The sequence below is a fragment of the Azonexus sp. genome (assembly GCF_030824335.1).
GTDB lineage: Bacteria > Pseudomonadota > Gammaproteobacteria > Burkholderiales > Rhodocyclaceae > Azonexus.
Genome location: NZ_JAVBXX010000019.1, coordinates 208842 through 235813 on the forward strand (window position 1 = coordinate 208842; position 26972 = coordinate 235813).

General features: G+C 58.1%; 24 protein-coding genes and 1 other RNA gene. 2 read left to right on the top strand and 23 right to left on the bottom strand.

All coding sequences use genetic code 11. From position 1 onward, the window contains the following. Positions 1–5: 5 nt before the first annotated feature. The 16 genes from RCI20_RS13170 to RCI20_RS13245 form a co-directional block, all read right to left on the bottom strand. Positions 6–911, bottom strand: a complete 906-nt coding sequence (locus RCI20_RS13170; protein ID WP_306606247.1) for a D-alanine--D-alanine ligase — start codon at positions 909–911, stop codon at positions 6–8. Further along, positions 908–2299, bottom strand: coding sequence for a UDP-N-acetylmuramate--L-alanine ligase (murC, locus tag RCI20_RS13175; RefSeq protein ID WP_306606249.1), 1392 nt, complete (start codon positions 2297–2299; stop codon positions 908–910). The genes RCI20_RS13170 and murC overlap by 4 nt, the downstream gene beginning before the upstream one ends. Then, positions 2296–3354: an undecaprenyldiphospho-muramoylpentapeptide beta-N-acetylglucosaminyltransferase gene (gene murG, locus RCI20_RS13180; RefSeq protein WP_306606251.1), complete on the bottom strand. Its 1059-nt coding sequence runs from the start codon at positions 3352–3354 to the stop codon at positions 2296–2298. Before murG ends, murC begins: the two co-directional genes overlap by 4 nt. Continuing rightward, on the bottom strand, positions 3351–4514 hold the full coding sequence (gene ftsW / locus RCI20_RS13185) for a putative lipid II flippase FtsW (RefSeq protein WP_306606253.1): 1164 nt from the start codon (positions 4512–4514) through the stop codon (positions 3351–3353). Before ftsW ends, murG begins: the two co-directional genes overlap by 4 nt. Continuing rightward, entirely contained in the window at positions 4511–5890 is a 1380-nt protein-coding gene (gene murD, locus RCI20_RS13190) for a UDP-N-acetylmuramoyl-L-alanine--D-glutamate ligase (protein WP_306606255.1), read from the bottom strand. The genes ftsW and murD overlap by 4 nt, the downstream gene beginning before the upstream one ends. After that, positions 5891–6994, bottom strand: coding sequence for a phospho-N-acetylmuramoyl-pentapeptide-transferase (gene mraY, locus RCI20_RS13195; RefSeq protein WP_306606257.1), 1104 nt, complete (start codon positions 6992–6994; stop codon positions 5891–5893). Continuing rightward, on the bottom strand, positions 6994–8355 hold the full coding sequence (gene murF, locus RCI20_RS13200) for a UDP-N-acetylmuramoyl-tripeptide--D-alanyl-D-alanine ligase (RefSeq protein WP_373691520.1): 1362 nt from the start codon (positions 8353–8355) through the stop codon (positions 6994–6996). Before murF ends, mraY begins: the two co-directional genes overlap by 1 nt. Further along, on the bottom strand, positions 8352–9827 hold the full coding sequence (locus tag RCI20_RS13205) for a UDP-N-acetylmuramoyl-L-alanyl-D-glutamate--2,6-diaminopimelate ligase (protein WP_306606259.1): 1476 nt from the start codon (positions 9825–9827) through the stop codon (positions 8352–8354). Before RCI20_RS13205 ends, murF begins: the two co-directional genes overlap by 4 nt. Then, complete coding sequence (locus RCI20_RS13210; protein WP_306606261.1) at positions 9827–11575, bottom strand: penicillin-binding protein 2; 1749 nt, start codon at positions 11573–11575, stop codon at positions 9827–9829. The genes RCI20_RS13205 and RCI20_RS13210 overlap by 1 nt, the downstream gene beginning before the upstream one ends. Further along, positions 11575–11847, bottom strand: coding sequence for a cell division protein FtsL (ftsL, locus tag RCI20_RS13215; protein WP_306606263.1), 273 nt, complete (start codon positions 11845–11847; stop codon positions 11575–11577). The genes RCI20_RS13210 and ftsL overlap by 1 nt, the downstream gene beginning before the upstream one ends. Continuing rightward, positions 11847–12773 carry a 16S rRNA (cytosine(1402)-N(4))-methyltransferase RsmH gene (rsmH, locus tag RCI20_RS13220; RefSeq protein WP_306606265.1) on the bottom strand — a complete coding sequence of 309 codons (927 nt, stop codon included), beginning with the start codon at positions 12771–12773 and terminating at the stop codon, positions 11847–11849. The genes ftsL and rsmH overlap by 1 nt, the downstream gene beginning before the upstream one ends. Next, entirely contained in the window at positions 12770–13216 is a 447-nt protein-coding gene (gene mraZ, locus RCI20_RS13225; protein WP_306606267.1) for a division/cell wall cluster transcriptional repressor MraZ, read from the bottom strand. The genes rsmH and mraZ overlap by 4 nt, the downstream gene beginning before the upstream one ends. A gap of 327 nt (positions 13217–13543) precedes the next feature. Next, a complete protein-coding gene (locus RCI20_RS13230; RefSeq protein ID WP_306606269.1) occupies positions 13544–14275 on the bottom strand; it encodes a DsbC family protein in 732 nt (243 codons plus the stop codon). 9 nt (positions 14276–14284) lie between these two features. Next, complete coding sequence (locus RCI20_RS13235; protein ID WP_306606303.1) at positions 14285–15445, bottom strand: UbiH/UbiF family hydroxylase; 1161 nt, start codon at positions 15443–15445, stop codon at positions 14285–14287. A gap of 35 nt (positions 15446–15480) precedes the next feature. After that, positions 15481–15945: a hypothetical protein gene (locus RCI20_RS13240; protein WP_306606271.1), complete on the bottom strand. Its 465-nt coding sequence runs from the start codon at positions 15943–15945 to the stop codon at positions 15481–15483. 58 nt (positions 15946–16003) lie between these two features. After that, positions 16004–16303: an HU family DNA-binding protein gene (locus tag RCI20_RS13245; RefSeq protein ID WP_306606273.1), complete on the bottom strand. Its 300-nt coding sequence runs from the start codon at positions 16301–16303 to the stop codon at positions 16004–16006. A gap of 290 nt (positions 16304–16593) precedes the next feature. Here RCI20_RS13245 and ahpC point away from each other — a divergent pair, with 290 nt between their 5' ends. Next, a complete protein-coding gene (gene ahpC, locus RCI20_RS13250) occupies positions 16594–17157 on the top strand; it encodes an alkyl hydroperoxide reductase subunit C (protein WP_306606275.1) in 564 nt (187 codons plus the stop codon). Between the two features lie 188 nt (positions 17158–17345). Then, positions 17346–18899, top strand: a complete 1554-nt coding sequence (gene ahpF / locus RCI20_RS13255) for an alkyl hydroperoxide reductase subunit F (protein WP_306606278.1) — start codon at positions 17346–17348, stop codon at positions 18897–18899. Between the two features lie 150 nt (positions 18900–19049). Here ahpF and RCI20_RS13260 read toward each other — a convergent pair whose 3' ends face one another. The 7 genes from RCI20_RS13260 to rnpB all read right to left on the bottom strand — a co-directional run. Then, the gene (locus tag RCI20_RS13260) at positions 19050–19373 is read right to left on the bottom strand and encodes a circadian clock KaiB family protein (RefSeq protein WP_306606280.1); all 324 of its coding nucleotides are present in this window, start codon (positions 19371–19373) and stop codon (positions 19050–19052) included. A gap of 17 nt (positions 19374–19390) precedes the next feature. After that, a complete protein-coding gene (gene kaiC / locus RCI20_RS13265; RefSeq protein ID WP_306606282.1) occupies positions 19391–20926 on the bottom strand; it encodes a circadian clock protein KaiC in 1536 nt (511 codons plus the stop codon). A 61-nt stretch (positions 20927–20987) separates the two neighbouring features. Continuing rightward, the gene (locus RCI20_RS13270; protein WP_306606284.1) at positions 20988–23438 is read right to left on the bottom strand and encodes an EAL domain-containing protein; all 2451 of its coding nucleotides are present in this window, start codon (positions 23436–23438) and stop codon (positions 20988–20990) included. 138 nt (positions 23439–23576) lie between these two features. Continuing rightward, positions 23577–24209: a response regulator gene (locus tag RCI20_RS13275; protein ID WP_373691521.1), complete on the bottom strand. Its 633-nt coding sequence runs from the start codon at positions 24207–24209 to the stop codon at positions 23577–23579. Position 24210: 1 nt separating this feature from the next. Beyond that, on the bottom strand, positions 24211–25383 hold the full coding sequence (locus tag RCI20_RS13280; protein ID WP_306606288.1) for a PAS domain-containing sensor histidine kinase: 1173 nt from the start codon (positions 25381–25383) through the stop codon (positions 24211–24213). A gap of 160 nt (positions 25384–25543) precedes the next feature. After that, positions 25544–26689: a class I SAM-dependent methyltransferase gene (locus RCI20_RS13285; protein WP_306606290.1), complete on the bottom strand. Its 1146-nt coding sequence runs from the start codon at positions 26687–26689 to the stop codon at positions 25544–25546. Between the two features lie 118 nt (positions 26690–26807). Continuing rightward, positions 26808–26972, bottom strand: an RNA gene (gene rnpB / locus RCI20_RS13290) — RNase P RNA component class A; the annotation flags it as partial.

The window sequence follows — 26972 nt, forward strand, 5'->3', positions numbered from 1 at the left end:
TCGTCTCAGTCGTTAGCAGCCAGTTCGAGGACGCGACGCACCAGTGCCGGGTAATCCATGCCGGCCACGCGCGCGCCCATTGGCACCAGCGAGTGATCAGTCATCCCGGGCGCGGTGTTCACTTCCAGGAAATAATGATTGCCGTCCTCGTCCATCAGAAAATCAACCCGTCCCCAGCCGCGCCCACCAAGCATGCGAAACGCCTCCAGCGCCTGCCGGCGGATTTCCATTTCCTTCGCTTCGGACAAGCCGCAAGGGCACAGATATTTCGTATCGTCGCGGTTGTACTTGGCCTCGTAGTCATACCAGTCGGTGGCCGGCTCGATCTTGATGATCGGTAGCACCTGGTCGCCGACGATACCAACCGTGTATTCGCCGCCCATCACGCCCTTTTCGGCAATGACCAGCGGATCGTGGCGGGCCGCCTCCTGGTAGGCCGCCTTCAGCGCGCCCGGCGTCGACACCTTGGTGATACCGATCGACGAACCTTCGCGCGCCGGCTTGACGAACAGCGGCAGGCCGAGTTCCTCTTCGACATCGTTGAAATCCGAGTCGGCATTGAGCAGCGCATATTCCGGCACCGGCAGGCCGGCGGCCTGCCACATCAGCTTGGTGCGGAACTTGTCCATCGCCAGCGCCGACGCCAGTACGCCGGAACCGGTGTACGGGATGTGCATCACTTCCAGCGCCCCCTGGATCGTGCCGTCCTCACCGTGCCGACCATGCAGCGCGATGAAAGCGCGGTCGTAACCCTTCAGGGCATCGAGCGGTTGCTCGGCCGGATCGTAAGGATGGGCATCGATGCCCTGGCCCTGCAATGCGGCCAGCACACGCGAACCGCTGTTCAGGGAAACCTCGCGTTCGGCGGATGTACCACCGAAGAGGACTGCGACCTTGCCGAAACTGCTCATTTGCCTTCCACCAGTTTGCCGGGCACCGCACCGATAGAACCGGCACCCATCGTCAACACCACGTCGCCATCGCGGGCGACATCCATGATTGCTTGCGGCATTGCCGCGATATCCTCGACGAACACCGGCTCGACCTTGCCGCTCACGCGCAGCGCGCGGGCCAGCGAACGACCGTCGGCGGCGACGATGGGCGCTTCGCCAGCGGCGTAGATTTCTGCCAGACAAAGGGCGTCGACCGTAGAAAGCACTTTGACGAAGTCTTCAAAACAGTCGCGCGTCCGCGTGTAGCGATGCGGCTGGAAAGCCAGCAGCAAACGACGACCGGGGAAGGCGCCACGGGCGGCGGCCAGCGTTGCCGCCATTTCGACCGGGTGATGGCCGTAATCGTCGACCAGCGTGAAGCTGCCGCCCGTCGGGAGGGCAACTTCGCCATAGCGCTGGAAGCGTCGGCCAACGCCCTTGAACTCGGCCAGCGCCTTGATGATCGCAGCGTCAAACACCTGCACCTCGGTGGCCACGGCAATGGCGGCCAGCGCGTTGAGCACGTTGTGCATGCCCGGCGTATTCAGCGTGATCTCGAGGCGTGACGTCGTCCCGTTAACCCGAACACAGGTAAAGCGCATCTGGCCACCGTCGGCAACGATGTTTTCGGCGTAGAAATTGCAAGCCGGATCGAGGCCGTAGGTAACGATCTGCTTGCTGACCTGCGGCATGATGGCGCGCACGTTGGCATCGTCGCCACACAGTACGGCAACACCGTAGAACGGCAGGCGATTGAGGAAATCGACGAAGGCTCCCTTCAGGCGTTCGAAATCGTGACCATAGGTTTCCATGTGGTCTGCATCGATGTTCGTCACTACCGAAATCATTGGCGACAGGAACAAGAAGGACGCGTCCGATTCGTCGGCTTCGGCCACCAGGTAATCACCACTACCGAGACGAGCATTGGCGCCAGCCGCATTCAGCCGACCACCGATAACGAAGGTCGGATCAATGCCGCCTTCGGCCAGGATGCTGGTGACCAGGCTGGTCGTCGTCGTCTTGCCATGCGTGCCAGCGATGGCGATGCCGCGCTTCAGGCGCATCAGTTCAGCCAGCATCTGGGCACGCGGCACGACCGGGATCTTGCGTTCGCGCGCCGCCATCACTTCGGGATTGTCTTCCTTGACCGCGGTCGAAATAACGACTGCATCCGCCCCGGCGATGTTTTCTGCCGCATGGCCGATGCTCACCAGCACGCCCTCGCCTTCCAGCCGGCGCGTTGTCGCGCTGGCTGCCAGATCCGAGCCGCTGACCGTGTAATCGAGGTGCGCCAGCACTTCGGCGATACCGCTCATGCCCGAGCCACCGACACCGACGAAGTGAATATGTTTGACCTTGTGTTTCATTTAGCGATTTCTGTACAGAGATTGGCCACCTCAGCCGTGGCATCCGGCTTGGCCAGGCTGCGCGCCTTCTCGGCCATTTCCAGCAGTTGGGGGCGCGAATAGTTGCGAATCAGCGCGATGGCATCGGCGGTCAATTCAGTTTGCGGCAGTAAAAAAGCCCCACCAGCATTGACCAGAAATTTGGCATTCATCGTCTGATGATCATCGACCGCATGCGGAAAAGGCACCAGAATGCTAGCCACGCCAACGGCAGCCAGTTCGGCAATGGTCAAGGCACCGGCCCGACAAATCACCAGATCCGCCCATTCATAGGCGCCCGCCATATCCTCGATGAATGGAACGCAATGAGCTGGCACACCGGCAGCCGCATAGGCTGCCTTCAAGGCTTCGAGATGCTTCTCTCCCGCCTGATGAACGATCTGCGGCAACTCATCGGCCAGTAGTCTGGCCATGCCTTGCGGCACGATTTCGTTGAGCGCAGTGGCGCCCAGACTGCCACCGATCACCAGCACCCGCAGTGCGCCTGTGCGTTGGGCAAAGCGCTCGGCCGGTGGCGCAACCTGGCAGATTTCCGGACGGACCGGGTTGCCGAGCCACAAGCCTTTGCCAAATACCGCGGGGAAGCCGGTAACGATCCGGTCCGCGACGCCGGCCAATACCTTGTTGGCCAGACCGGGCACCGAATTCTGCTCATGCAGGATCAGTGGCACGCCACTTAACGCAGCCATCATCCCACCAGGGAAGGTGATATAGCCGCCCATGCCAAGTACCACATTGGGACGCACCTGACGAATTACCTTCCATGCCTGCCGGAAACCACGCAGCAAATTGAACGGCAACATCAACTTCCGCCCGACACCCTTGCCACGCAATGCCTCGAACTTGAGCCAGACCATCTCGAATCCGTGTTGCGGCACCAAGCGAGCCTCCATGCCCTCCGGATTACCCAACCAGACGACACGCCAGCCGGCAGCCTGCAACTTCTCCGCCACGGCAAGCGCCGGAAAAATGTGGCCGCCAGTACCACCAGCCATGACCATGATGGTTTTACTCATAGTTTCCCCCCGCGCATCAATTGGCGATTTTCCCAATCGACACGCAGCAAAATTGCCAACACCAGACAATTGGCGAGAATTCCCGAGCCACCAAAACTCATCAACGGCAAGGTCAATCCCTTGGTCGGCAACAAGCCAACGTTGACCCCCATGTTGATGAAGGATTGCACGCCCATCCAGATACCAATACCCATGGCAACCAGCGCCGGGTACAGACGATCCAGCTGGACAGCTTGCCGACCGATGGCGAAAGCCCGCTGCACCAGCACGGCAAACAGCGCGATTACGGTCAACACGCCAACGAAGCCCAATTCCTCACCGATCACGGCCAACAGGAAATCGGTATGCGCTTCCGGCAGGTAGAAAAGCTTTTCAACGCTACCGCCAAGACCGACACCGAACAGCTCACCGCGACCAAAAGCAATCAACGAATGGGAAAGCTGATAGCCCCGGCCAAAAGCATCGGCCCATGGGTCCATGAAACCGAAGATGCGATCGCGCCGGTACGGGGAAACGATGATCATGATGGCGAAAGCGATCAACAGCCCGACGATGAGCAACACGAACATCCGCGCCTTCAAGCCACCAAGGAACAAGATGCCCATGGCAATCGAAATGATCACCACGAAAGCACCGAAATCAGGCTCTTTCAACAACAGCATGCCAACCAGTGCCATGGCCCCGAACATCGGCAGGAATGCCAGCTTCAGGTCATGCATCACGTTGATCTTGCGTACCGTGTAGTCGGCGGCGTAGAGCACGGCAAACAGCTTCATCAATTCGGATGGTTGCAGATTGGCAAAACCCAGCGACAACCAGCGGCGGGCGCCGTTCACATCCTTGCCGATACCGGGAATCAGCACGATAGCCAGCATCACCACACCGATCATGAACAACCACGGCGCATATTTTTGCCACAGGGCAAGCGGCAACTGGAAGGCCACAGCCCCGGCTACCAGTCCGATACACAGGAATACGCCATGGCGCATCAAGTAGTAAGTCGGTTGATAATTGGTGAAGCGCCCACCTTCGGCGATTGCAATCGATGCGGAATAGACCATCACCAGACCGCCAACCAGCAACAGCAAAGCCGACCACAGCAAGGCATGGTCAATTTCAGCCACTTCGCGGCGCGGCGTATCAAGGGCGGACAGCATCATGCTGTAAGTCCTTTCACCGCATCGATGAATGCCTGCGCCCGGTGCGCGTAATTGCGATACATATCCAGGCTGGCACAAGCCGGTGACAGCAGGACGCAATCACCAGCCTGCGCCTGACCGGCCAGCCAACGGACGGCGGCCATCATGTCGGAGGCGTGCTGAACAGGCAGGCCACAGCCGGCGATCGCTGCAGCAATCGTTTCCGCATCGCGACCAATCAGGGCGACGGCCCGGCCATGTTTTTCCAGCGCCGGCTGCAGCGGAGAAAAATCCTGTCCCTTGCCGTCGCCGCCCAACACAATGGCGACCTTACGGCCCATGCCTTCAATGGCGGCCAGCGTTGCACCGACGTTGGTTCCCTTGGAGTCGTCGATATAAACCACGCCAGCAACTTCCGCCACCGGCTCGACCCGATGCGCCAAGCCGCGAAACGCTTTGAGTGGCTCAACCAGACGCCTAGCCTCGACCCCAACGGCTTCGCACAAGGCCAACGCTGCCATTGCGTTGGCAGCATTATGCAAACCGGCCAGTTTCAGGGCGTTGACCGCAACAATCTGTTCTTTACCGCGCCAGATCATCCCATCGGCGTAGCCGTAATCGACGGCACGCGAGGCCGGATTGAGGCCGAAGGTAATCATCTTGCGCCCGCAACGACCATTCCCCATCGACCAGTCATCATCGCGATTCAGGATCATCGTGCCCTTGCCCTGAAAAACCCGCGACTTGGCTGCAGCATAGCTGGAGAGGCTGCCGTCGTAACGATCCAGATGATCCTCGGAGACGTTCAACACGGTGGCCGCGACGGCATTCAGATGATGCGTTGTTTCGAGCTGGAAGCTGGACAGTTCGAGCACCCAGACCTGCGGCAGCATGCCGACATCCTGCGCATCCATCAGCGCATCGAGCGCCGACGGCGAAATATTGCCGCAAGCAACGGCCGACACACCGGCCGCATTCAGCAAATGCGCGGTCAACGCGGTGGTCGTGGTTTTTCCGTTGCTACCGGTAATTGCCAGGATTTTCGATTCTGGCACCTGTTCGCGCACACCGGCAGCGAACAGTTCGATTTCCGAGATCAAGGGCAAATCGACCCTGGCGCCAGCCTTGGTTTCCGTGGCGGCAGCAATTGCCGGTGTTGCCTTCGGCACACCGGGCGACAGCGCGATGATATCCATGCCGGCAAACGTGGCAGTGGTCAAAGCGCCAGTCAGCAACTCAGCCCCCGGCGCCACGTGCAACAGTGCCTCAACGTTCGGCGGATTGTCGCGCGTATCGGCGACACGGACGAACGCGCCCTGACGATGCAGCCATTTGGCCATCGCCAGTCCGGACTCGCCGAGTCCGATCACCAGAACGCGTTTGCCCTTGAGTTCCATTTAGCGGAGTTTCAAGCTCGCCAGTCCGACCAGGACCAGCATGATGGTGATGATCCAGAAGCGGACGACAACCTGCGTCTCCTTCCAGCCGGTTTGTTCGAAATGGTGGTGCAGCGGCGCCATGCGCAGGATGCGCCGGCCTTCGCCATATTTCTTCTTGGTGTATTTGAACCACGACACCTGCAACATCACGGACAGCGTCTCGACAACGAAGATGCCACCCATGATCAGCAACACGATTTCCTGCCGCACAATGACGGCAACGGTGCCAAGTGCCGCACCGAGTGACAGCGCACCAACATCGCCCATGAACACTTCGGCCGGATAGGCGTTGAACCACAGGAAGCCAAGACCGGCCCCGGCAATCGCGCCAAGCAGGATGCACAACTCGCCAGCGCCCGGCACGTAAGGCACGAGCAAGTACTTGGCATAGACCGCGTTACCGGCCACATACGCAAAGATCGCAAAAGCCGAGGCGATCATGACGGTCGGCATGATCGCCAGACCATCGAGGCCATCGGTCAGGTTGACCGCATTGCTGGTCCCGACGATGACAAAGTACGTCAGCGTGATGAAACCGATCACGCCGAGTGGATAGGCCACACTCTTGAAGAAGGGCACGATCAGTTCGGTTTGTGCGGTCGACGTGGCGGAAAAGGCCAAAAACAGCGCAGCACCGGCGCCGAGCACCGACTGCCAGAAGAACTTCCAGCGACTGGCCAGGCCTTTCGGGTCGCGATAGACGACTTTCTTCCAGTCGTCGTACCACCCGATAATGCCGAAACCCAGCGTCACCACCAGTACCGTCCACACGTACTTGTTGCTCAAGTCGCCCCAGAGCAGCGTTGTGATGCCGATCGCGATCAGAATCAACACGCCACCCATGGTTGGCGTACCGGATTTGACCAAGTGCGTCTGCGGTCCGTCGGTACGCACCGCCTGGCCAATCTTCTTCGCAGCCAGCCAGCGAATCACGCTGGGGCCGGCAGCAAACGAGATGAGCAAGGCGGTCATCGCCGCCAGTACAGTGCGCAAGGTGATGTAGTTGAAGACATTGAAAAATCGAATGTCCTGCGCCAGCCACTGAGCCAGTTCCAAAAGCATCAGCTTTCCTCTCCTGCAACAAGGGCATCCGCCACTCGTTCCATTTTCATGAATCGCGACCCCTTCACCAGCACGGTGGTTTCCGGGCCAAGTTCCTTGTTGACCGCAGTAATCAGCTTGTCGACATGGCAAAAATGCCGGGCGCCATCGCCGAAGTTGCGTACTGCCTGCTGCGTCGCATCGCCCAGCGCAAACAGGCGATCGACGCCCTGGCTCTTGGCGTAGCCGCCGATTTCGTCGTGGTACTGGCCACTGGCTTCGCCGATTTCACCCATGTCGCCGAGCACCAGCACCTTGCGGCCAATCGTCGCAGCCAACACTTCGATGCCCGCCCGCACAGAATCCGGGTTGGCGTTATAGGTATCGTCGAGAATTACTGCGCCCAACTTTCCCGCTCGGCGCTGCAGACGGCCCTTGACCCCGGCAAACGCCGTCAGACCTGCAGTCACCGCAGCAAGAGGAACCCCGGCTGCCAGACAAGCCGCTGCCGCAGCCATCGCATTGCGCGCATTGTGCCGCCCCGGAATACCGAGAACGATGCTTGCCTGCCCTTCATCTGCGACCAGTTCAAGTCGGATTTCCAGGCCGTGCTGGCGAACGGTGCCATGTACATCGGCCGGCTGATCAATGCCAAAAGTACGCACCTTGCGCGTTCCTGCCTGCTGGCGCCAGAAGCCGGCATATCCGTCATCGGCATTGATCACTGCAACCCCCGTTGCCGCCAGGCCGTCGAAGATCGTGCTTTTTTCCCGAGCGACTTCGTCCAGATCCCCCATGCCTTCCAGGTGTGCGCGCTGCGCGTTGGTCACCAATGCGACCGTCGGCGCACCAATCGCTGCCAGATAGCCGATTTCCCCGGGGTGGTTCATGCCCATTTCAATCACGGCTGCCCGGTGTTCGGCGCCAAGGCCAAGCAAGGTCAGCGGCAGACCGATATCGTTGTTCAGATTGCCGCGCGTTGCCAACACAGCATCGTCAAACGCTGCCTTGAGAATACTGGCGATCATTTCCTTGGTCGTTGTCTTGCCATTCGAGCCAGTAACTGCGATGACCGGAATGGCGAAACGGGCACGCCAAGCCGTTGCCAGACGCCCCAGTGCCAGCCGCGTATCATCGACCAGCACCGCAGCCACCCCCGCCGGCACACGTGCCGCATCGGCGACCAGCACGGCATTCGCACCCGCCTGCACCGCTTGCGACAAATAGTCGTGCGCGTCGAAACGTTCTCCGCGCAAGGCAACAAACAACTGTCCGGCAGCCACGCTACGCGTGTCGGTCGATACGCCATCCAAGGCGACATCGTCCCCTAGCATGCGTCCGCCGGTAGCTTCAGCAACTTGCGACAGCAAACAGCTCATCATGAGGACTCTCCCTGAGTTTCCCGACGCTTGGCGAGCGCCATACGCGCCTCTTCCAGATCGGAAAAAGGCAGGCGTTCGCCGGCGATTTCCTGATAAGTTTCGTGGCCCTTGCCGGCAATCAAAACAACATCCGCCGGTGCCGCCTCGGCAACGGCCCGCGCAATAGCCACCCGCCGGTCGATCTCGACTTCGGCATGGACCAAACCACTAAGGATGGCGTCGATGATCGACTTTGCATCTTCGTCACGCGGGTTATCGCTGGTCACCATCACGCGATCAGCCCCTTGCTCGGCCACCGCCCCCATCTGCGGCCGCTTTCCCTTATCGCGATTGCCACCGCATCCCAATACCACCTGCAACTTGCCGCCTCTTGCCCCGGCCACAGGACGCAGCGCAGACAAGGCGTTTTCCAGCGCATCCGGCGTGTGGGCGTAATCGACCACAATCAAGGGTTCATCGCTGCCACCAAGGCGCTCAAGACGCCCCGGCGGCGGCGTCAAGCCGGACAGACGGCGGGCGATCTCGCCCGGCATCAAACCCGCATCGTGCAATACCGCAGCGGTGGCCAACAAATTGGAAACGTTGTAACGACCAAGCAACCCGGTATCAACCAGAGCCTTGCCATTTGGCAGAACGACCTCGAAACGCTGACCAAACGGGGTATCAACCAAATTGTCTGCACGCACAATGGCCGGAAAGTCACGCCGCGGCGCTTCTATGGAATAACCAATTATCCGCATGGCAGAGGTTTCCCGCATCAGTTTGAGACCCAACGCGTCATCCAGATTGATCACCGCCACACGCAAGCGCGGCCACTGGAACAGCTTTTCCTTGGCTACTGCGTAAGCCTCCATCGTCCCGTGATAATCCAGATGATCCCGGGTGAAGTTGGTGAACACGGCCACATCGACCCGAGCGCCGTTCATTCTTCCTTCTTCGATGCCGATGGAACTGGCCTCGAGCGCACAAGCAGCTGCTTTATGTGTACGAAAGTCCGCCAGACAGCGCATCAGGGTAGTAGCTTCCGGGGTTGTAAATCCGGTCTCGACCAGTTCCCCCGGAAACCCCGCGCCCAACGTTCCAATGATCGCGCAGGGCTTGGGGTAGGTAGAACCAATGCACTGGCTGACCGTGGTCTTGCCATTCGTGCCGGTGACTGCAATCAAAGACAAGCCTTCGCTCGGATGACCGTAGATCATGTGCGCCAACGGGCCGGCATGGCTGCGCAAGGCATCGGCAGAAAAATTCGGTACAGTCCAAGCAGGGTTCCAGACAAACCCGTCACCTGCCTGCCAAATAACAGCCTGCGCACCGCGCGCCAGTGCGTCGGCGATGTATCGCCGACCATCGGCCATATCGCCGGGGTAAGCGAGGAAGACATCGCCCGGCAAGACCTGACGGCTGTCGTCGGTCAAACCTTTCGCCTCGATACCGAGGCTTTCCAGCCGACCAAGAATTTCCCGCGGCGTCATTACAGTCGCCCCTTTGCTTCTGTGCTTGCCGCAACCTGCATTGGCGCATCCGGCGCAACGCCCAAAGTACGCAATGCACCGGCAGTCACACGGGAAAATATCGGACCGGCAATCTGCCCGCCGTAGTAAGCCGCACCGCTCGGCTCATCAATCATTACCGCGACGACCAGCCGGGGATCGGAAATCGGCGCAATACCGACAAAGGAAGCAATATATTTATTGGCGTATACGCCTCTTTCAAGCTTGTGCGCCGTCCCTGTCTTGCCACCGACCCGGTAACCGGGGACAGCCGCCTTCGGCGCCGTACCACCGGGTCCAACCACCAGTTCCAGCATGGCTCTAACTTCGCGCGCCGTCTGGGCCGAAAAAACCGATACGCCACGCGTCACGGGCTGATCAATGCGCAACAGGGAAGCTGGCACCAGATCGCCATCCCGGGCAAATACTGAATAGGCTCGCGCCAACTGGATCAAGCTGACCGAAATACCATGACCATAGGACATGGTCGCCTGCTCGATCGGCTTCCAGTTTTTCCACGGACGCAAACGCCCGGTAACCTCGCCCGGAAAACCAAGCTGCGGCACCTTGCCGAAACCAAGATCATCGAACATCTCCCACATCGACTGCGGCGGCATGCTCAGGGCAATTTTTGTCGTACCCACATTCGAGGATTTCTGAATGACCTGAGCCACCGTCAGCGTGCCGTGCGGATGGCTGTCACTGATCACCGCCTTGCCGACGGTGATCCGCCCCGGCGCGCAATCGACCAGAGAGTCGTAGCGATATTTACCTTTTTCCAAGGCCAGCGCGACGGTAAACGGCTTCAAGGTCGAACCGGGTTCGAAGGTGTCGGTTACCGCGCGATTGCGCAACTGTTCGCCGGACAGACGCTCCCGGTTATTCGGGTTGTAGGTTGGCCAATTCGCCAAAGCGAGAAGTTCACCGGTGCGGGTATCCAGCACAATGATGCCGCCGCCCTTGGCCTTATGTTCACTGACGCTAGCCTTCAGATGACTGTAGGCCAGGTACTGAATCTTCGAGTCGATCGCCAGGACAATGTCGTTGCCATCTCTCGGCGGACGCGTCGCGCCGACGTCCTCGATGATATTGCCGCGCCGGTCTCGAATCACCGTACGTGCCCCGGCACGACCGAGCAACGACTGCTGAAACGCCAGCTCGACACCTTCCAGCCCCTTGTCATCAACCCCGGTAAATCCGACCAGATGAGCCGTCATGTCGCCAGCCGGGTAATAGCGCCGATATTCCTTTTCCTGATGAATACCTGGCAATTTCAAAGCCACAACCTGCTCCGCAGTCTGCGGCGGGACCTGGCGCTTGACGAAAACAAAGGTTTTTTCCGAAGCCAAACGAGAATCCAGTTCGCGTGGCTTGAGATCAAGCATTTCGCTCAACTGACGCTTCTGTTCACCACTCATCGCGCGGGCATCGGCCGGAATCGCCCAGATCGAGCGCATCGGCGTAGACACCGCCAGCATGTCGCCATGACGATCCGTCACCTTGCCGCGCGAAGCGGAGATTTCAATGTCGCGCAGATAGCGTGAATCGCCCTTTTCCTGCAGAAAGTCGTTATTGATTACCTGAAGATAAAAGGCACGCATCAACAACGCAAAGAAGGCCGCCATGAGCAGCAAACCAACCATGCGCGAGCGCCAGCCCTGCAGCGCCAACTGCAGAATAGGACTTTCGGTGTAGCGATGACCACGCTGCTGACGACGACGAACCACCATCAGTTCGCCTCCTTGGGCTGCACCGGCAGCGCCGAATGCGGCGCAGGCACGACCATACGCAAGCGTTCGCGAGCGATTTTTTCAACTCGCGGATGAGTCGCCCAGGTCGACATCTCGATCTGCAACTGCCCGTATTCGACATCCAGTTGACGCACCTTGTCCTGCTCGGCTTCCAGCGCCTGGAACAGCTTGCGCCCCCGATGCTGCGAGGTCACGACAGCCAGGGCACAAGCAATAACAATCAGCAGGAGAAAAATATTCAAACGAAACATCAGCGCTTCTCAGCCACTCGCATCACAGCACTGCGCGCACGCGGATTTACGGCAACCTCGGCCGCCGATGGACGAATCGCCTTGCCAATCAGCGACAATTTAGGCTGCGGCAACTGATCGGCACGCAACGGCAAGCCCTTGGGCAAGGTATCTGCGGTCGACTGCGCACGCATGAAGTTTTTCACGATGCGGTCTTCGAGCGAATGAAAGGAAATCACGACCAGCCGGCCACCGGGCTTGAGCAAATCAAGCGCCTGCGGCAGGGCTACCTCCAACTGGCGGAGCTCTTGATTGATATGAATCCGTAGAGCTTGAAAGCTGCGCGTCGCCGGGTCCTGCCCTGGCTCACGGGTGCGCACGGTCTCGCGAACGAGGGCCGCGAACTGAGCTGTTGTGACAATTGGTTGTTCGCCCCGAGTAGCCACAACCTTCTTTGCAATCTGGAAAGCAAACCGTTCTTCGCCATAGTTTCTAATAACCTCAGTAATGTCTCTTATCTCGGCTCTTGCCAGCCACTCTGCCGCCGTCTCGCCCTGCGTCGTATCCATCCGCATATCAAGCGGCGCGTCATAGCGAAAGCTGAAACCGCGCTCCCCGTCATCGATTTGCGGCGATGACACCCCCACATCAAACAAAACCCCATCGACCGCCGAGAGACCAGCCTCTGCAGCCGCCATCGAGAGCTCATCAAATGCCCGATGCACCAACTGGAAACGTCCATCATGAATAGCCGCACCAGCAGCAATGGCCTGCGGATCACGGTCAACGGCAACCAGCCTGCCTTTTTCACCGAGACAGGAAAGAATCTGCCGACTATGCCCACCGCGCCCAAAGGTCGCATCCATGTAGACACCATCGTTTTTTATTGCCAGGGAATTCACCGCCTCTTCGAGCAGCACCGTGACGTGGGCGCCGCCGGCAGTCACAGCACGAGATCCGCAAGACCCGGCGGCAAATCGCCGGTCAGCGCTTCGGCAGCAAGATCATTCTGCTGCTGCCAGCCGGCTTCGCTCCAGATTTCGAAATGGCTGCCCATACCAACCAAGTAGACGGTTTTTTCAAACTGGGCATAGGCACGCAACTCTGGCGCGACCAACAGGCGGCCGGCCGAATCCGGCACTTCGGTACGCGCATTACCCACCATGACACGCTTGATTGCAGCAGCCCGGGTGTCAAGACTGGACGCTTTGAGAATCTGGTCACGAATTGGCTGCCACGCTGGCGCCGGGTAAAGCAACAAACAACGATGCGGATGCGCCGTCAATACGAGAGACCCCTCACCGGCCGCAAGCAGGACGTCACGATGCCTTGCCGGAATAGCAAGCCGCCCTTTCGCATCCAGATTGAGTGCCGCAGCCCCCTCGAACATCCCCGTTTACCCACTTTTCAACACGTTTACCCACTTTAGAGCATCAAGCACCACGCGTCAAGAGCGCAACCGGGAATTTTTTCTTACGCAACAATGACTTAGGGCATTTTTTGCAGACATTTTTAACGAACGACAATTCTTTTATAATCAACAAGATACAAAACAGCAGTTAAAGTGAAACATAAGGAGTTTTCGAGCCAAAACCGCAACCCTAAAAAGACCATCCCGGTGGAGATTTGTGGAGGAAAAAGCAAAACGGCATGTTTTGTCCTTCAGGACAAAACATGCCGTTTTTTGTACCGCCCTACCGGGCGACGACGAGGAAAATTACTTCTGCTGGTTCAACTTTTGCTCCAGCACATTGAGCGGAACCGCACCGGGCACCCGCTCACCATCTGCAAAAATAATGGTCGGGGTACCGGTGATATTCAGGCGGCGGCCATATTCCTGATTGCGCGTGACAGCTGTCGTGTCGCAATTATCACGCCCGCCGGGCGCCTTGCCATCAATGATCCAGTCACCCCATGCCCGCACCCGGTCTGCCGAGCACCAAATCTGTTTCGACTTCTTGACCGAGTCTTCCGAAAGAATCGGATACAGGAAGGTGTAAATCGTGACATTTTCAAGCTTGAGCAAATCCTTGGCGAGGCGCTTGCAATAACCGCAGTTCGGGTCCTCAAAGGTCGCCAGCACGCGCTTACCATTACCACGCACCTGCTTGATCGCCTGCTCCAACGGCAAATCGGTAAATTTGATAGCAGTCAGCTTACGTAGGCGTTCAGCGGTTACATTCCGGTTATTTTTCAGATCAACCAGATTAACAGCCTGCTGAGAACGAACGAGATCACCACCAACCAGCATGGCGGTGACTTTTTCATCGGTATAGAAAATGTGTCCATCCGCATAAACCTCGTACAAACCAAGGTATCCGGCCTTCGTCACGCTCTCGACCTTGACACCAAGCTTGGCCTCTATAGCCTTCTCGATATCAACCTCATTCGCCGAACAGCTTATGGCAAACAAGGAAAGCAGCAAAGCAGGCAGCTTTTTGACAAACATTCAATTCTCCTAAATAGCCCCGAGGGCGTAACGCACCAAAACATTCTTGGCGATGGGCAAACGGTTGGTCAAATCCAAGCCGGCATTTCGCGCCGAGCGCAACAATGGAGCGTTATTGGCAAACAAACGACGCAACAGATCGGTTGTCGCTTGCATGAGTTGAATTTCCTCGCGCCGAGCGCGCTGATAGCCTTGCAACAAACGCAACTGACCAAGATCTTCCCAAGGATTGAGTCCGATCAAACGCTCAGCCAACACCTGCACATCCTGAAATCCCAGATTGATTCCATGCCCGGACAAGGGATGAATCCCGTGAGCAGCATCGCCCACCAGCGCCAGCCGCGGCGCAACCATATCCGGCACACGCATCAGGCGCAAGGGGAATGCCGCGGGGGGGGTGAGCAAGGACAACTTGCCCAGCACATTTCCGCCCGCCTCCGCCACCTTCTCGCACAACACATCTTCAGACAAGGCACACAACGCATCTGCCGCCATGTCTGGCGTAGACCAGACGATGGAAATACGGTTGCCAGGCAAAGGCAACCATGCCAACACACCATCGCCCCGAAACCATTGCCAAGCTACGTTTTGATGCGGTTTTTCGACGGCAAAATTCGCCACCACACCTTTTTCACCGTAATGCCGGTTGACTGCAGACAAACCGGCCGCCTCCCTGACCCAGGAGTCCCGCCCATCAGCTCCTACCAACAAGGGGGCGGACAAACGCTGACCATCATCCAGTTGCAGCACCGCCGCTTCATGGGAAAACTCAAGCGCAGCCGGACGATGCGGCACGAACAAGCTGAGATTGGCCTGCCGCTTGAGCCCTTCCCAAAGCTCGCAGGCCATCAATGACGACTCAAGAATACAGCCCAAATCGGGAACACCGGCCTGAAACGCCGAAAACTCAAGTTGCCCGCCGGCATCGCCATACACCTGCATGGCACGAATCGGGGAAATGCGCTGACTATCGAGATGCTTCCAGACGCCAATGGACTCAAGAAAAGCCACATTGGCCGGGCTGACCGCGTAGACTCTCGCGTCCCAACCCGCCGGGCGAACCGGCGGACGAGTTTCGACCAACGCGATACGCAGGCGGCTATCGCGCAAGGCAACAGCAAGACTGGCGCCAGCCAAGCCGCCGCCCACAATAATCAGATCAAATTGCAGCATGACGCCTGCTTCAGTTTCGGCCGCTACGCGGCTCAGGCCGGAGTTCCACCAGTAGAGCCGCCACCACCGCCATCCGGCTTGCCACCCGGGCGCGGCCGACGATTTGTCTTAGCCCGCGGCCGGTGTTTTTTCTCCTGCTGCCCCAAGGCATTGTTATCGCCGGAAGGATTGCTGAAACTCCCGCCACCACCATGCTGACCGCCACCGGGGCGCTGCTGACGCGGCTGTTGGCGCGGCTGCTGTCGGGGTTGCTGGCGCGGCTGCTGCCCGCCCATCGACTCGCCAGCACCGGAGATACGATTACCGGGCGCCATCTGGATTTCAAGTTCGATGATTTCGTCCCATTGCTCGTCGGAACGATCCCGCTCGGGAATGGACAACAATTCGCGCAGACGGCGACGATTATCGATCGGCGGCACTTCAACAACCCGCACTTCAGGTTGCTGGATTTCTGCCGGTGTTTCTTCTGGCTGGATGTCGTTATTGGGATTATTCATTGCAAAGTAAAAAAGCGGAGTCCGTCATGAACGGCCCCCGCATTGTGTGGAACATCGATTATTTTTTCTTGGCAGCGCTTTTCTTGGGCGCGACAGCAGCCTTGAACGCGGAACCTGCCGTGAACTTCGGCACAGTAGTTGCCGGAATCTTCAAGGTGGCACCCGTCTTCGGGTTCTTGCCAGTGCGCGCCGCACGCTGGGCGGATTTGAACGTACCGAAACCAACGAGCGTAACAGACTCGCCTGCAGCCACAGTCTTGACAACCGCGCCGATGATGGCCGACAGCGCTTTATCTGCGGCAGCCTTGGTAATACCAGCTTCTTGTGCAGCAACTTCGACCAGCTCGGATTTATTCATCTAAGTGCCTCCTGTTACCTGTTTAAGTTAAGAAAACTGGCCGTTGTAACGGCAGTGGGATAAAAGTAGCACACCTTTTTGGATAAGTGTTGCCCGGAACCCGCCTTATGACAGCATTCCCCGTGTATTTTTTGCGCCCGGACCACGCCCACCGAGTAATAGGGAATACCATGCATCATTGATAAAAATAGTGCCTGACTATCCACCCTATTTAAGCAATCAATTGGATCAATCAAGATCACCCCCCTAAGATTACCGCTGTCGCATCACACAACCATCAAGGAGAAAATATGTCCCTCATCAATACTCAGGTTCAACCGTTCAAGGCTCAGGCTTTCCACAATGGCAAGTTCGTTGAAGTCAGCGAAGCCAACCTTCAGGGCAAGTGGTCCGTCATCATCTTCATGCCGGCTGCGTTCACCTTCAACTGCCCGACCGAAGTCGAGGACGCTGCCGAGAACTACGCAGAATTCCAGAAGGCCGGCGCCGAAGTCTATATCGTCACCACCGACACGCACTTCTCCCACAAGGTCTGGCACGAAACCTCGCCGGCCGTCGGCAAGGCCAAGTTCCCGCTGGTCGGCGACCCGACCCACCATCTGACCCGTGCCTTCGGTGTGCATATCGAAGAAGCCGGTCTGGCACTGCGTGGCACCTTCATCATCGATCCGAGCGGCACGATCAAGACGCTGGAAGTTCACGACAACGCAATCGCCCGTGACATCGCCGAAACGCTGCGCAAGCTGAAGGCAGCCCAGTACGTTGCCAGCCACCCGAACGAAGTTTGCCCGGCCAAGTGGAAGGAAGGCGAGAAGACCCTCGCACCGTCGCTGGACCTGGTCGGCAAGATCTAAGTTTTCGACTGAATATCCCGTCGCCTGCCGGCGGCGGGGATTTCAGCGCAATGTTGCGGCCTTTAAAGCCAAGGCAGGCCTCAGGCCCCTAGAAACAAGTGGCGGCCTAGCCTCGCCTGCGGAACCTGCTCTGGTTTCCAAGATTGCAATATTCCAGTGAAATCCACAAAACACAAAGGGAGAAACGCATGCTTGATAGCGAAATCAAAGGCCAATTGAAGGCCTACCTCGAACGCCTGCAACGCCCGATTGAACTGGTCGCCACGCTTGACGACAGCGACAAGGGCCAGGAAATGCGCAGCCTGCTCAAGGACATCGTCGACTGCTCTGACAAGGTCAGCCTGCGCGAGGAAACCAGCACGACCTACGTACCTTCATTTGCCATCGGCGTACCGGGCGAAACGCCGCGTATCCGTTTTGCCGGCCTGCCGATGGGCCACGAATTTACGTCGCTGGTGCTGGCCCTGCTGCAAACTGGCGGCCACCCGCCCAAGGTCGAACAATCGGTCATCGACCAGATCAAGGGCTTGCCCGGCAGCTTCAATTTCGAGACTTTCATCTCGCTGTCCTGTCACAACTGCCCGGACGTCGTACAGGCACTGAACTTGATGGCCGTGCTCAACCCGGGCATCACCAGCACGATGATCGACGGGGCGATGTTCCAGGATGTGGTCAATGCACGCCAGATCATGGCAGTGCCGACTGTTTATCGAAACGATATCGAGTTCGGCGCTGGCCGCATGTTGATCGAGGAAATTCTGGCCAAGGTCGATACCGGTGCAGCCGAACGCGCAGCAGCCACCCTCGGCGAAAAGGAAGCGTTTGACGTGCTGGTCGTCGGCGGCGGCCCGGCCGGTGCGGCGGCAGCCATCTATGCAGCCCGCAAGGGCATCCGCACCGGCGTGCTGGCCGAGCGCTTCGGCGGTCAGGTGATGGATACGCTGGGCATCGAGAACTTCATCTCGGTCAAGGAAACCGAAGGACCGAAGCTGGTCGCCGCGCTCGAACAGCACGTCAAGGCCTACGACGTCGATGTGATGAACCTGCAACGTGCCGCCAAGCTGACTCCGGCCGCCGAGGAAGGCGGCCTGATCGAAGTGCAACTGGAAAACGGCGCTTCGCTCAAATCAAAATCGGTAATCCTCGCCACCGGTGCCCGCTGGCGCGAGATGAACGTACCCGGCGAAACGGAATACAAGGCCAAGGGCGTCTGCTTCTGCCCGCACTGCGACGGCCCGCTGTTCAAGGGCAAGCGTGTCGCCGTGATCGGCGGCGGCAACTCCGGCGTCGAGGCCGCGATTGACCTGGCCGGCATCGTCGCCCACGTCACGCTGCTCGAATTCGCCGACACCTTGCGGGCCGACGCCGTGCTGCAGAAGAAGCTGTACAGCCTGCCCAACGTCGCCGTCATCAAATCGGCGCAGACGACCGAAGTGACCGGCGACGGCCAGAAGGTCAATGGCATCAGCTACAAGGATCGCCTGACGGAAGAAATCAAGCACGTCGAACTCGAAGGCATCTTCGTGCAGATCGGCCTGTTGCCGAATACGGACTGGCTGAAGGGCACGCTCGAATTGAGCAAGTTCGGCGAGATCGTCATCGACGCCAAGGGTCACACCTCGGTGCCTGGTGTCTTTGCTGCCGGCGACTGCACGACCGTGCCGTACAAGCAGATCATCATTGCGATGGGGGCCGGCGCAACGGCCTCGCTGTCAGCTTTCGATCACCTGATTCGCAGCTGATCCGGTTTTTTGCTCAAAAAGCCGGTCGACCGCAAGATCGACCGGCTTCAAAAGTGGGTTTTCCAAGCAACACAGGCTTTGACTCAGCCCAAGCAATTGAGCATTTGATTTGTCGGCACCGCTGCGTCAGCCCAGCCAACGCAAGACTGCTCAGCTTGACTTTGGTTTCAACTGCAAGCCTACCAGTGTCTTTTCCGTATCCGAAAGATCGCCAATAACTTTGCGGATTGGCTCGGGAAGCTTGCGCACCAGTGTTGGTATGGCAATGATCTTGTCGCCTTCGGCCAGTTGTGGTTTTTCCAGAAGATCAATCACTTCGATATGAAACTTGGTTTCGCGATGTTCATCACAAATGCGATGCAAATTGGAAATAGCAGCCAGCGACTTTGGTGTCTGGCCAGCAATATAAAGGCGTAACACCCAATTGCTGCCATCCTTTTTTTCTTCAAAATGGGGAATATCGGATTCATTCATGTGATGCAACCAGTGGGTTATTTAACGTCGGAAATTCGGTGATTACGCGCGACTTCAGTGTAAAGGCTGCTGGTTTCGTTATCGAGTTGCTTGAGGCGCGCCAAACGTGCCGAACCGGTCAGTATCTGCCCATTGTCGTCCAGCATGACGTCAACCAGCTGGACCCCTTCTGCGGTAAGCAAAAACTCGCGTATACGATGCGAATGGGCGATCCCTCTTGCTTTGCAAACATAAAGCCCGCGCGTGCGCTCACCCGCGTTTTCCAGATTACGCAACAGCAGCCAAACGTCGATCAATGAGGAAATTGCCACAGAGGTCGACTCTGCCGCCTCACCGCCAAGGGTCAGCGAGGTAAACAAGGCAGTCATGTTGCGCACCTTGAAATAGTCGACCGCCCGAATCAGCAAGGACTTGGCTTGTTCCATGTCGGCGCCGGTATTGAAAGCCGTTACCGGGTCAATGATCACCACCTGCGGCGAAAATTCCTCTGCCAGCGTAATCAGGGTAGTCAGGTGACTCTCCAGCCCACCGGAAGTCGGCCGTGCAGCATGAAACTGCAACAAACCCGCTTGCACCCAACGGTTCAAATCGAAGCCGATCGAACTCATGTTGCGCATGATCTGCCTCGGCGACTCTTCCAGGGCGAAATAAAGACTGCGCTCACCCCGACGACAGGCGGCATCGATCATATGGGCAGCCACACTGCTTTTGCCCGTCCCACTGGTGCCGCTAACCAGTACGCTGCTACCGCGATAGATACCGCCCGCCAACATTTCGTCAAGCGACTCGATACCCGTGGAGATGCGCTCCATACTGACATCATGATCCAATCCGGCCGAGGTCAGCGGCATGACGGCAAAGCCGTTGTCTCCCAGAACGAAAGGATACTCGTCGTCACCATGCGCTGAACCACGATATTTGACCACGCGCAGGCGACGCGTAGCCAACTGATCTTCGATCCGTTGATCCAGGGAGATCACGCAATCAGCGATGTATTCCTCCAAACCATGACGGGTAATCGAATGGGTACCGCGTTCGGTCGTGATCACCGCTGTAATGCCCTTTTGCTTGAGCCACTTCAGCAACCGACGGAACTCTGCCCGCAGAATTCTCAGATCGGAGAAGGCCGAGAACAGGTTTTCCACCGCATCGAGCGCAATACGACGAGCGCCGGTAGCCTCAATCGCTGCCCCCAAACGCAAAAAAAGGCCGTCGAGGTCATAATCGCCGGCCTCGATCAGTTCGTTGGCATCCAGCTCGATGTGCAGAACGCGCAGCCGGTTTTCCGCCTGATGGTGGGCCAGATCAAATCCGATCGACGCCACATTGGTAGCGATATCTTCTGGTGTTTCCTCGAAGCTGACAAAAATACCCGGCTCATTGTATTTCTCGATACCGTGCAGGATGAATTCGAGTGAAAACAGCGTCTTCCCGGTACCCGCATGACCAGCCAGCAAGGTCGGCCGACCATAAGGCAAGCCGCCAGAGGTGATGTCGTCAAAGCCGACAATCCCGGTCGGGCATTTCTGGAGGAGGGGGAGCTGGTTTGCCATGAGTTGTCTATGCTTAAAGTTATACACGCATTGATGGTATTGGTGCTGCAACCGTGAGTTGTTATCCCAATACCCCGCCCTGACCGAACCGAGTTTCGGGATTGGGTGATGGTAGCCAAGTGCGCAAATCCCGATTACCAAGCATTGAAGTGATGTGGGCTGCCGGCATGGGCTTGGAAAAATAAAACCCTTGTGCATAGCAATGCTGAAACTGCCGCAACGTATCCAGTTGCGCTACCGATTCCACGCCTTCGGCAACCACGCGCAAGTCGAGATTATGCGCCAGCTCAACAATGACCCGTGAAATCACGGCATCCTCGGCATTGCTGGCGATGTGCGTCACAAAAGCACGATCAATTTTCAGCGTATCGACCGGCAAGCGGCGCAAATAGCCAAGCGATGAATAGCCGGTACCAAAGTCATCAATCGACAAGCGCACCCCAAACTGTTTGAGGGCATTGAAGGTCAGCAGGCTTTCCTCGATATTCTGCATCACCATGCCCTCGGTCAGCTCCAGTTCCAGCCAACGCCCCTCCAGTCCGGTTTCGGCCAGAACATCGCGAATGGTATCGACCAGGCGCCGGTCACGCAGTTGCACCGGCGAAAGGTTCACCGAAACACAAATGGCCGGCATGCCGGCATCCTGCCAAGCCTTGTTCTGGCGACAGGCCTCACGCAAAACCCAGTTGCCCAGTGTTGAAATGGTGCCGATATCTTCGGCCAGCGGGATGAACTCGGTGGGCGAGACTTCTCCGAATTCGGGAGAGTTCCAGCGGAGCAATGCCTCCATCCCGGTAATGATGCCGGAGTCGACATCCACTGACGGCTGATAGACGACGCTCATCTCGCCACGCTCCAAGGCGCGGCGGAGCTGATTCTCGAGATGGAAGCGGCGCGTACTCGCCGCATCACGGCCATCGGCGGCATGAAAGCGATAGGCATTGCGTCCCTGTTCCTTGGCCGCAAACATCGCCGCATCTGCCGCGCGCGACAGGGTATCCAGATGCTCACCATCCTGTGGGTAAATGGCGATGCCAATACTGGTGGTAATGTGAAATTCCTTGCCCGCAATATGAAAGGCGGACGACAAGGCTTCAATGAACTTGTCCGCCACCGTTGCTGCAGCCCCACCGCTCTCCAGATTGGGCAGGACGACGGTGAATTCGTCACCACCGAAACGGCTGAGGGTATCGCCAGCGCGCAGACAACTCGCCAGGCGCTGACCAACTTCGGTCAGCAGTATGTCTCCGGCGCGATGGCCCAGGGTGTCGTTGATCAGCTTGAAACGATCGAGATCCAGGAACATGATTGCCACCTGCTTGCTGCCCCGCGCTGCTTGCGACAGGGCCAGTTCGACGTGATCCTGAAACAGGAAGCGGTTGGGCAAACCGGTCAGCGCATCGAAGTGCGCCAGATGACGCAATCTCTCCTCATTTTCCTTGACCTTGGTGATGTCGGAAAAGATCGCCACATAGTGGCTGACATTTCCCGCATCGTCATGAATGGCACTGATATTGATCCATTCCGGATAAATTTCACCATTCTTGCGTCGGTTCCAGATTTCCCCGCGCCACTGCCCATGTTCGGTGAGCGCCTGCCACATCGCCACGTAATATGCTTTGTCGTGGCGACCGGAGCTTAACAAACTGGGCTTGCACCCCATCGCTTCGTCAACCGAATAACCTGTAACCGCCACAAAGGCCTGATTGACGGCAAGTATGGTGCCCCCGGCATCGGTTACAAGAATGCCTTCTTGCGTGTTCTCGAATATCTTGCTCGAGAGGAGCAAATGCTGGGCATCACGCATACGGCGCGAAATATCCTCAACGATGCACATGATGCCTGCCGCACGCCCAGCCTCATCATTCAGCGGCGCCAATGAAAGACTGACATCGACCGGGGTTCCATCCTTGCGGAGGTAACGAACCTCCTTGCCGGAAATTGCTTCACCACGACGAACCATCTCGTCAACACCGGCAAAATCGAGTTTCAGGAATTGTTCCAGATCAGGGAAGACACTCCCCGCGACCTCATCCTCCCTCCAGCCGAAAATCTGCTCTGCCGCGGGATTCCAAAGTTTTACCCGCCAGTCCGAACGCAACGCAATCACACCTAGCGGGGCGCTGCGATATAGCGCCGCCAATTCCTCCTTGGCTTGGCGCAGATCGCTTTCGATCTGCTTGCGCACCGTGATATCACGCAACATGGCAATCAGGACGGACTTTCCCGCCCATCGCCCCTCGCTAACACGCATCTCTGCAACAGCCATGGCGCCTTCATGTCGCACGATGTCAATCTCGGCAGACTGATTGGCAACGATGGGGAAACCAAACATCTGACCATGAAAGTCCTCATGGCCACATTGAAACAAGGCTAGCGCTGCGGGATTTGAATAAATGACATAGCCATCAAGATCAACCACTAGAATGCCGTCGGTCGCATGCTGGACGATGCTGTAGAAGAGCGATCGTGTGGCATCGGCGTGATCAAGGTTAGCAGTATCGAAATTCACTAGTTGGCGGCAGGAGGGGGAATTGGCAACCCGTGATGATATGAGCCACCAACCTCCTTGTCTGTAGGCCGTAACGGAAAGCAGATTCAGGAATTGACGCCCATTGATTCAGGAATTCCTGAATCAATGGAAATACCTTCAGGCTTGGCTCAACTTGTGCCGAATGGCATATCGAACCAGTTCCGCGTTGCTAGTTGTTCCAAGCTTTTGCATCAGGCGCATCTTGTGCGAGCTGATGGTTTTAGGGCTGAGATGCAATTCGCAGGCGATGACATTCAGGGATTTTCCGGCCACCAGAAGTTCAAGCACCTGAATCTCCCGAGCACTCAGGCTTTCATGCGGCAGGGGAGGCATCAGTTGTGGGGCAAAGACCATGGCCTCAACCAACGCCGGATCGATGAACTTTCCATTGACTGCGACACGGCGAATTGCCAGCAGCAGGATTTCCGGATCGGCATCCTTGGTAACATAGCCCAAGGCCCCGGCGCGAATTGCCAAGGCGACGAACTGGGCTTCGTTATGCATCGATAACACCAGAATATGCAATGACGAAAATTCTGCGCACAGGCTTTTGATGAGTTCTGTGCCGCTCAATCCAGGCATGGCCAAATCAAGGATCAACACGTCGGGCAGTTGCTGGCGCAGCAGCAAAAGCAACTCCTCGCAATCTGCCGCTTCACCACACACCACGATGTCGTCTGCCGTTTTCAGGATTTCCTTGATCCCGCGACGTACCAAACGATGGTCGTCGGCAATGATGATTCGAATCACATCATGCTCCAGCATGGGGAATGGTGATGATGATCCGCGTCCCGTGGGCCAGCTCGGATTCGACTGACAGCGTACCGCCCAGCTCCTGCACTCGCTCACGCATGCCTATCATGCCAAAACCGGCCACCTCGCCGGACGCTGGCGTAAAACCACAACCGTCGTCGTGAATTTCCAGCCTGATGACACTTTGGGTCTGCTCCAGCACAATACGGACGGCCCCCGCATGGGCATGACGTGCCACATTGGTCAGCGATTCCTGGATGATGCGAAAAATCGTCGTCGCAAAATCCTCGCTTACATGAATCTCCTCACTGCAGGCCAGAAAGGCGCAGGTAATCTGCCAACGCTTGGAAAAATCCTGCGTCAACCATTCGATCGCTGGGACCAGGCCAAGATCGAGTGTAGGGGGCCGAAGATTGCCAGCAATGCTGCGCACCCCTTTGAACAAGGACTCGATCAACAGCAGCATTTCACCGATACGTCCGGCGCCAGGCCCCACATCCGGCAACTCCCGCTTGAGCAATGAGGTTTCCATCCGCAACGCCGTCAATATCTGGCCCAGTTCATCGTGTATCTCGCGCGCAACGCGTTTCCGCTCCTGCTCGATCGTCGATTGCTGATGCGAATACATGGCCCGCAACTCATGCTCATGGTGTCGCAGTCGCTCTTCCGTCATAACCCTGTCCTTGAGATCAGTCACCACAAGACAGCCATACTGCTGACCAGAAGAATCGATCGTGGTCATGGAAAGTCTCACCGGCAAGGGATCAGCGCCCGGAACAGCAAGAGATACTTCACAAGCCCCGGTGTCGGCAATTGCCAGCAAGGCACGGGCTCGCTGACGATCTGACGCAATCACATGTTCGACGAAGGACTGCCCGCGCAAGGCATCGATCGTTTTACCCAGCATGGCTGCGAAACACGCATTGCCATGCAGGATGGCCCCGTCGCGATCCAGCGTTACGCCGCCCTCGTTCATGGCAGCGAAAAACGTGACATAGGTTTTTTCTGCCCCGTCCATGTACAGCACACCCGTCTCACCGACCAACGCATCGCTGGCACCGGAACGAATAGCCTCCAACTGCGCCTCGGCATCGTGCAAACGAGTCCGCAGTTCTGCCAGTTCGGGGTTCACGACCTTGATATTTTTGGGGGAGATGCCGGGGGTGAGCATGGGTGAAGTTTAGTCTTGGCAAAGCTTTGCTGTAAGGATAATTGCATTTAGCCCCAAGGCAGGCGCCCGAGTAATGATGGCGACCACCTGAAAACCCGTCTGCTCTTTGACAAATTTACCTTGCCCACATGAGAAGGCTACGTCTCGACGCGCGCTGCGCTCACACCATTCCCAACCGCCACAACGACGTGACTTCTGCCGCCCGTGCAACGTGCAGCGGGTCGCTGCGATCCTGTGCCTTCGGGTGTTGCGGTCGGGTATCCAGCCGGCCGAGCACCTGCAAGCCGGCGCCGGCGATCCAGCCCAGGAGTTCGTCGCGCGAACGCAGTTCGAGGTGTTCGGCGATATCGGAAATGATCAGCCAACCTTCACCGCCCGGTGTCAGGTGCGCGGCCAATCCGCCGAGAAAACCGCGCAGCATGCGCGAATCGGGGTCGTAGACCGCGTATTCGATGGGCGAACTCGGTTGCGCCGGCAACCAGGGCGGATTGCAGACAATCAGCGGGGCGCGACCAGGCGGGAACAGATCGGCTTCGATGATCTGTACTTTTGCGGTCAACCCGAGTTTTTCGATATTTTCCGTCGCACAGGCCAGCGCCCGTGGCGCCATGTCGGTGCCGACTACCGACAGGCCGCGCCGGGCGAGTACAGCGGCGAGAATGCCGGAACCGGTGCCGATGTCGAACGCCTGCGGGGCATCGGCGATGGCAGCGCAGCCGGCCGGCAATGGCGCCTGGGCGACCAGATCAACGTATTCCCCGCGCACCGGCGAGAACACACCGTAATGCGGATGAATGCTCCCCTGTACGGCGGCCACCGGCACGCCTTTCTTGCGCCATTCGTGGGCGCTGATCACGGCCAGCAATTCACGTAACGCGACGACGCTATTGCTGCCATCCGGCTTGCCCCAGGCTTCGCGGCAAGCCGGGCGAACATCCTGGGCACGGCGCAGCGGCAGCTTGTAATCTGGGCCGAGCGGCACCAGCAGGCGGGCCAGCAAGGCAGCGCGCCGCCCCTGACGCTCGCGATGGCGGGCAAAGGCCTGGGCCGGCAATGCACTGTGGTCCGATGTGGCCGCGATATGCCGATCGACGCGGCGGGTCAGCGCCTGCATCAGTTGCCGGGCGTTCATCCAGTCGCCGCGCCAGAGCAACGCATGACCATCAGTCAGCGCAGCGAAAGCGGCGTCGGCGGACAGGCTGTCGTCGACCACTTCCAGGGTTTGCGGTGCGGGCAGGCCGGCTTCGGAGCGCCAGCGCGCGCGGCGGGTCTGACCGTTTTCGGGCCATTCAAGAGTCGTGTGCATGGCGCGATGATACCTGCAGCGAGAAAATCGGGAATCCTGCGCCCGAGGAAAGCAAGCTTGGCCCTGCGGCCAAAAATGGCAATTTCAGCGGGTCGACCGCAGAAATACAGCAAAAATAGTGGAAAGCCGGCCGATAAGCCGGGTTCTGTTCCTCCCTTTCGGGATTCGGCAATCATTCCTCTAGGCCTGCCGTCACCGACAGGCTCAAGCAACCTACCCGGAAGCAGCGCGGGCCACGCCTCAGCTTCCCTATTTGGTCTTGCTCCGGATGGGGTTTACCGTG

Coding starts and splice junctions, on each gene's coding strand:
- RCI20_RS13170 (WP_306606247.1), bottom strand. CDS start 911: ATGAGCAGTTTCGGCAAGGTCGCAGTCCTCTTCGGTGGTACATCCGCC.
- murC (WP_306606249.1), bottom strand. CDS start 2,299: ATGAAACACAAGGTCAAACATATTCACTTCGTCGGTGTCGGTGGCTCG.
- murG (WP_306606251.1), bottom strand. CDS start 3,354: ATGAGTAAAACCATCATGGTCATGGCTGGTGGTACTGGCGGCCACATT.
- ftsW (WP_306606253.1), bottom strand. CDS start 4,514: ATGATGCTGTCCGCCCTTGATACGCCGCGCCGCGAAGTGGCTGAAATT.
- murD (WP_306606255.1), bottom strand. CDS start 5,890: ATGGAACTCAAGGGCAAACGCGTTCTGGTGATCGGACTCGGCGAGTCC.
- mraY (WP_306606257.1), bottom strand. CDS start 6,994: ATGCTTTTGGAACTGGCTCAGTGGCTGGCGCAGGACATTCGATTTTTC.
- murF (WP_373691520.1), bottom strand. CDS start 8,355: ATGATGAGCTGTTTGCTGTCGCAAGTTGCTGAAGCTACCGGCGGACGC.
- RCI20_RS13205 (WP_306606259.1), bottom strand. CDS start 9,827: ATGACGCCGCGGGAAATTCTTGGTCGGCTGGAAAGCCTCGGTATCGAG.
- RCI20_RS13210 (WP_306606261.1), bottom strand. CDS start 11,575: ATGGTGGTTCGTCGTCGTCAGCAGCGTGGTCATCGCTACACCGAAAGT.
- ftsL (WP_306606263.1), bottom strand. CDS start 11,847: ATGTTTCGTTTGAATATTTTTCTCCTGCTGATTGTTATTGCTTGTGCC.
- mraZ (WP_306606267.1), bottom strand. CDS start 13,216: ATGTTCGAGGGGGCTGCGGCACTCAATCTGGATGCGAAAGGGCGGCTT.
- RCI20_RS13230 (WP_306606269.1), bottom strand. CDS start 14,275: ATGTTTGTCAAAAAGCTGCCTGCTTTGCTGCTTTCCTTGTTTGCCATA.
- RCI20_RS13240 (WP_306606271.1), bottom strand. CDS start 15,945: ATGAATAATCCCAATAACGACATCCAGCCAGAAGAAACACCGGCAGAA.
- RCI20_RS13245 (WP_306606273.1), bottom strand. CDS start 16,303: ATGAATAAATCCGAGCTGGTCGAAGTTGCTGCACAAGAAGCTGGTATT.
- ahpC (WP_306606275.1), top strand. CDS start 16,594: ATGTCCCTCATCAATACTCAGGTTCAACCGTTCAAGGCTCAGGCTTTC.
- ahpF (WP_306606278.1), top strand. CDS start 17,346: ATGCTTGATAGCGAAATCAAAGGCCAATTGAAGGCCTACCTCGAACGC.
- RCI20_RS13260 (WP_306606280.1), bottom strand. CDS start 19,373: ATGAATGAATCCGATATTCCCCATTTTGAAGAAAAAAAGGATGGCAGC.
- kaiC (WP_306606282.1), bottom strand. CDS start 20,926: ATGGCAAACCAGCTCCCCCTCCTCCAGAAATGCCCGACCGGGATTGTC.
- RCI20_RS13280 (WP_306606288.1), bottom strand. CDS start 25,383: ATGCTCACCCCCGGCATCTCCCCCAAAAATATCAAGGTCGTGAACCCC.
- RCI20_RS13285 (WP_306606290.1), bottom strand. CDS start 26,689: ATGCACACGACTCTTGAATGGCCCGAAAACGGTCAGACCCGCCGCGCG.